The sequence below is a fragment of the Streptomyces sp. MZ04 genome, assembly GCF_004684775.1.
Classification (GTDB): Bacteria; Actinomycetota; Actinomycetes; order Streptomycetales; family Streptomycetaceae; genus Streptomyces.
In genome coordinates, this window is record NZ_SRIC01000405.1 from 1 (window position 1) to 5,944 (window position 5,944).

A 5,944-nucleotide genomic window follows, 5' to 3' on the forward strand; every position below is an offset into this window, starting at 1 on the left:
GGGTCCTGCCGGGGCTCGCGGTGTCGGTGGGCTCGGTGGGAGCGGAGCCTCCGCATCCGGTGACACCGGGTGTGGCGGCCAGGAGGGTGGTGACGGCGAGCGCACAGAGCTGCTTCCGGTGCCTCATGCACCGACGCTAGACCGGAGCCGTGCGCTCCGACAATGCGTGGGGCGCGCCTGATCCAGTGGAGGTGCGCCCGCCCTCAACCGGCTTACCCGGCGGAGCCGTTGGGCTCCACGTCGCGCAGCAGGCACGTCAGCCGCGCGGTGCACACCCGCTTGTCCTGCTCGTCGGTGATGACGATCTCGTACGTCGCCGTGGAGCGGCCCCGGTGCACGGGTGTCGCCACGCCCGTGACCAGGCCCGAGCGGGCGCCGCGGTGGTGCGTGCAGTTCAGGTCGACGCCGACGGCGAGCTTCGTGCTGCCGCCGTGCAGCATCGAGCCCACCGAGCCGAGGGTCTCGGCGAGTACCGCGGAGGCGCCGCCGTGCAGCAGGCCGTAGGGCTGGGTGTTGCCCTCGACCGGCATGGTGCCGACGACACGGTCGGCGGAGGCCTCGAGGATCTGGACGCCCATCCGGTTGCCCAGGTCGCCCGCGGAGAACAGGGCGGGCAGGTCGACGCCGAGCGCGGCGTACTCGTCGATGACCTCTTGCGGGAACTTCACGTCGTGCTGCTCGCCCATGGGGCCCTGCTCCGTTCGTGGTGCTCGGTTGTCGCTGAGCGAACGCTCAGTCGGTACCCGATTGTTCCAGGCGTACGACGACGGACTTGCTGGCAGGGGTGTTGCTGGTGTCGGCGGTCGCGTCCAGCGGGATCAGCACGTTCGTCTCCGGGTAGTACGCCGCCGCGCAGCCCCGGGCCGTCGGATAGTGCACGATCCGGAAGCCGGGTGCCCGCCGCTCCACGCCGTCCTTCCACTCGCTGACGAGGTCCGCGTACGACCCGTCGGCGAGGCTCAGCTCGCGGGCGTCGTCGGGGTTGACCAGGACGACCCGGCGGCCGTTCTTGATGCCGCGGTAGCGGTCGTCCAGGCCGTAGATCGTGGTGTTGTACTGGTCGTGCGAGCGCAGCGTCTGCAGCAGCAGCCGTCCCTTCGGGACGGCGGGGAACTCGACCGGCGCCGCGGTGAAGTTGGCCTTGCCGGTCGCCGTGGGGAAGCGGCGCTCGTCGCGCGGGGCGTGCGGCAGGGTGAAGCCCGCGGGGTCCGCCACGCGCGCGTTGAAGTCCTCGAAGCCGGGGATCACGCGCGCGATGCGGTCGCGCACCGTGGCGTAGTCCTTCTCGAACTCCTCCCAGGGGGTGGCCGATTCGGCGCCGAGGACGCGGCGGGCCAGGCGGCACACGATGGCGGGCTCGGACAGCAGATGCGGGCTCGCGGGCTCGAGGCGGCCGCGCGAGGCGTGCACCATGCCCATGGAGTCCTCGACGGTCACGAACTGCTCGCCACTACTCTGGATGTCCCGCTCGGTGCGCCCCAGCGTCGGCAGGATCAGCGCCCGCGCGCCCGTGACGGTGTGCGAACGGTTCAGCTTCGTCGAGACGTGCACGGTCAGGCGGGCCTTGCGCATCGCCGCCTCCGTCACCTCCGTGTCGGGCGACGCCGCCACGAAGTTGCCGCCCATCGCGAAGAAGACCTTCGCCTCGCCGTCCCGCAGTGCCTTGATGGCGCGGACGACGTCCAGGCCGTGCTCGCGGGGCGGCGCGAAGCCGAACTCCTTCTCCAGGGCGTCCAGGAAGGCGGGCGCGGGCCGCTCGAAGATGCCCATCGTGCGGTCGCCCTGCACGTTGGAGTGCCCGCGCACCGGGCACACGCCCGCGCCGGGGCGGCCGATGTTGCCGCGCAGCAGAAGGAAGTTGACGACCTCGCGGATCGTCGGCACGGCGTGCTTGTGCTGGGTCAGGCCCATCGCCCAGCACACGACGGTGCGCTTTGAGGCGAGCACCATGGCGAGGGCTTCCTCGATGCGCTCGCGGCCGAGGCCGGTCGCGGCGAGCGTCTCGTCCCAGTCGGCGTCCCGCGCGGCCTCGGCGAACTCCTCGTACCCATGGGTGTGTTCGCGGATGAACTCCTCGTCCACGGCACCGGAGCCCGCGCCGGAGGCACTATCAGACTCGGCGAGGATCAGCTTGTTGAGGAGCCGGAACAGGGCCTGGTCGCCACCGAGGCGGATCTGCAGGAAGAGATCGGTGAGGGTGGTGCCCTTGAGCATGCCCTGCGCGGTCTGCGGGTCCTTGAAGCGCTCCAGGCCCGCCTCGGGCAGCGGATTGACCGTGATGATCTTCGCGCCGTTGCGCTTCGCCTTCTCCAGGGCGGAGAGCATGCGCGGATGGTTCGTGCCCGGGTTCTGACCGGCGACGATGATCAGATCCGACTTGTAGAGGTCCTCCAGGAGGACGCTGCCCTTGCCGATGCCGATGGTCTCCGTGAGCGCGGAGCCCGACGACTCATGGCACATGTTCGAACAGTCGGGCAGGTTGTTGGTGCCCAGCTCGCGCGCGAACAGCTGGTACAGGAACGCCGCTTCGTTGCTGGTGCGGCCCGAGGTGTAGTAGACGGACTCGTCCGGGCTGTCCAGCGCCGCGAGTTCCTCGGCGACGATGTCGAAGGCCCGCTCCCAGGAGACCGGTTCGTACCGCTCGGCGCCCTCCGCCAGATACATGGGGTGGGTGAGGCGGCCCTGCTGCCCCAGCCAGTACCCACTGCGCGTCGCGAGGTCCGCGACGGGGTGCGCGGCGAAGAAGTCGGGGGTGACACGGCGCAGCGTGGCCTCCTCGGCGACCGCCTTCGCGCCGTTCTCGCAGAACTCGAACGTGTGCCGGTGGTCCGGCTCGGGCCAGGCACAGCCGGGGCAGTCGAAGCCGTCTTTCTGATTGACCCGGAGCAGGGTCAGCGTCGTGCGGCGCACACCCATCTGCTGCTGGGCCATGCGCAGCGAATGGCCGATGGCGGGAAGGCCCGCCGCGGCGTGCTGCACCTCCGCGACCTGCGGCGCGTCCTGGACCGGATCACCCTTGGGCGACTTCCTTGCCATGGTCGGCTCCCCTTCGAGCACGTGCGTGAGCTACGTCTTCGATCCTCCCACGCGACAGTGACAGCGCGGTCGCGGGTGAGGGTTGGGCCTGACTGTCAGTGGGGCGTGGCAGGATCGGGGACGTGGCAGAAAAAGCAGCGAAGAAGAAGTCCGAGACCGCGACGAAGCCGAGTGGCGAGCAGCGTCCGCGCCTGCTCCTCATGGACGGGCATTCCCTGGCGTACCGGGCGTTCTTCGCGCTGCCCGCGGAGAACTTCACGACCGCGACGGGCCAGCCGACGAACGCGATCTACGGCTTCGCGTCGATGCTGGCGAACACGCTGCGCGACGAGGCGCCCACGCACTTCGCGGTGGCCTTCGACGTCTCGCGCAAGACGTGGCGCTCCTCGGAGTTCCCGGAGTACAAGGCGAACCGCTCCAAGACCCCGGACGAGTTCAAGGGTCAGGTCGAGCTGATCGGCGAGATGCTCGACGCGATGCACGCGGTGCGTTTCGCGGTGGACGGCTTCGAGGCGGACGACGTGATCGCCACGCTCGCCACCCAGGCCGAGGAGGCCGGCTTCGAGGTCCTGATCGTCACCGGCGACCGCGACTCCTTCCAGCTGATCACCGACCACGTGACGGTGCTCTACCCCACCAAGGGTGTCTCCGAGCTGACCCGCTTCACCCCGGAGAAGGTCCAGGAGAAGTACGGCCTCACGCCCAGCCAGTACCCCGACTTCGCGGCCCTGCGCGGCGACCCGTCGGACAACCTCCCCGGCATCCCGGGCGTCGGCGAGAAGACCGCCGCGAAGTGGATCAACCAGTTCGGTTCCTTCGCCGACCTGGTCGAGCGCGCCGAGGAGGTCAAGGGCAAGGCCGGGCAGAACTTCCGCGACCACCTGGACGCGGTGAAGCTGAACCGCCGGCTCACGGAGATGGTGCGTGACGTCGAGCTCCCCAAGACGGTCACCGATCTCGAGCGCGCTCCGTACGACCGCACGGCGCTGGCCATGGTCCTGGACACCCTGGAGATCCGTAACCCCTCGCTGCGCGAGCGTCTCCTCGCCGTGGACCCCGGCGCGGAGGAGGCCGAGGAGACCCCGGCCGAGCCCGGCGTGGAGCTGGACGGCACGGTGCTCGGCGCGGGCGAGCTCGCCCCCTGGCTCACCGAGCACGGCACGGCGGTCCTGGGCGTGGCCACGGTCGACACCTGGCAGCTCGGCACGGGCTCGGTGACCGAGGTGGCCGTCGCGGCGGCCGGGGGAGCGGCGGCCTGGTTCGACCCGTCCCGTCTGGACGAGGCCGACGAGAACGCGTTCGCGGCCTGGATCTCCGACCCCGACAAGCCCAAGGTCCTGCACAACGCCAAGGGTGCGATGCGGGTCTTCCCCGAGCACGGCTGGACCGTGGACGGCGTAGCCATGGACACCGCGCTCGCCGCGTACCTGGTGAAGCCGGGCCGCCGCTCCTTCGCCCTCGACGCCCTGTCCCTGGAGTACCTGGGCCGTGAGCTCGCGCCCGCCTCGGCGGCCGACGGACAGCTCGCCTTCGGTACGGAGGAGGACGACCAGGCCGAGGCCGAGTCGCTGATGGCGCAGGCCCGCACGATCCTCGACCTGGGCACGGCCTTCGGCGAGCGGCTCCAGGAGGTCGGCGCGGCCGACCTCCTCAAGGACGTCGAACTGCCCACCTCCACCCTCCTGGCCCGCCTGGAGCGGCACGGCATCGCGGCCGACCGCGCCCATCTGGAGGCGATGGAGCAGCAGTTCGCGGGCGCGGTGCAGCAGGCGGTGAAGGAGGCGCACGAGGCGGCCGGGCACGAGTTCAACCTGGGCTCGCCCAAGCAGCTCCAGGAAGTCCTCTTCGGAGAGCTGAACCTCCCCAAGACGAAGAAGACCAAGACCGGCTACACCACGGACGCGGACGCCCTGGCCTGGCTGGCCTCCCAGACCGAGAACGAACTGCCGGTCATCATGCTGCGCCACCGCGAGCAGGCGAAGCTCCGGGTCACGGTCGAGGGCCTGATCAAGACGATCGCCGCGGACGCCCGCATCCACACCACCTTCAACCAGACGGTGGCGGCGACGGGCCGTCTGTCCTCCACGGACCCGAACCTGCAGAACATCCCGGTCCGCACGGACGAGGGCCGGGCGATCCGCCGCGGCTTCGTGGTCGGCGAAGGCTTCGAGTCGCTCATGACCGCGGACTACAGCCAGATCGAACTGCGCGTGATGGCGCACCTCTCCGAGGACGAGGGCCTCCTGGAGGCGTTCACCTCGGGCGAGGACCTGCACACCACGGTCGCCTCGCAGGTGTTCGGCGTGGAGCGCGCGGACGTCGACGCCGAGATGCGCCGCAAGATCAAGGCCATGTCGTACGGCCTGGCGTACGGCCTCTCCGCCTTCGGCCTCTCCCAGCAGCTCAACATCGAGGCGGGCGAGGCCCGTTCGCTGATGGACACGTACTTCGAGCGCTTCGGCGGCGTACGCGACTATCTGCGCCGAGCCGTCGACGAGGCCCGCGCCACGGGCTACACGGAGACGATGCTGGGCCGCCGCCGCTACCTCCCGGACCTCAACAGCGACAACCGCCAGCGCCGCGAGATGGCCGAGCGGATGGCCCTGAACGCCCCGATCCAGGGCACGGCCGCCGACATCGTCAAGATCGCCATGCTGAACGTGGACACCGCCCTGACGAAGGCGAAGCTGAAGTCGCGAATGCTGCTCCAGGTCCACGACGAAATCGTCCTGGAAATCGCCCCGGGCGAGCGCGCGAAGGCCGAGGAGATCGTCCGCCGGGAGATGGCGGGAGCGGTGTCACTGCGGGCACCGCTGGACGTCTCGGTGGGCGTCGGGGACGACTGGGAGTCGGCAGCGCACTAGCGGCTGCGTCGAGGAGATCTTGTAGGGGGGGCTGGGGGCGGAGC

Annotated in this window: 3 protein-coding genes; 1 reads left to right on the forward strand and 2 read right to left on the reverse strand. The window is 70.3% G+C overall.

The window, feature by feature from the left end; genetic code table 11:
- Positions 1-212: 212 nt before the first annotated feature.
- Together E2651_RS40490 and E2651_RS40495 are read right to left on the reverse strand one after the other, a co-directional pair.
- Positions 213-686: a hotdog fold thioesterase gene (locus tag E2651_RS40490; RefSeq protein WP_135336273.1), complete on the reverse strand. Its 474-nt coding sequence runs from the start codon at positions 684-686 to the stop codon at positions 213-215.
- Positions 687-732: 46 nt separating this feature from the next.
- Positions 733-3,036, reverse strand: coding sequence for an FdhF/YdeP family oxidoreductase (locus E2651_RS40495; protein WP_135336274.1), 2,304 nt, complete (start codon positions 3,034-3,036; stop codon positions 733-735).
- 122 nt (positions 3,037-3,158) lie between these two features.
- Here E2651_RS40495 and polA point away from each other — a divergent pair, with 122 nt between their 5' ends.
- Positions 3,159-5,900, forward strand: coding sequence for a DNA polymerase I (polA, locus tag E2651_RS40500; protein WP_135336275.1), 2,742 nt, complete (start codon positions 3,159-3,161; stop codon positions 5,898-5,900).
- Positions 5,901-5,944 lie beyond the last annotated feature (44 nt).

Coding starts and splice junctions, on each gene's coding strand:
- E2651_RS40490 (WP_135336273.1), bottom strand. CDS start 686: ATGGGCGAGCAGCACGACGTGAAGTTCCCGCAAGAGGTCATCGACGAG.
- E2651_RS40495 (WP_135336274.1), bottom strand. CDS start 3,036: ATGGCAAGGAAGTCGCCCAAGGGTGATCCGGTCCAGGACGCGCCGCAG.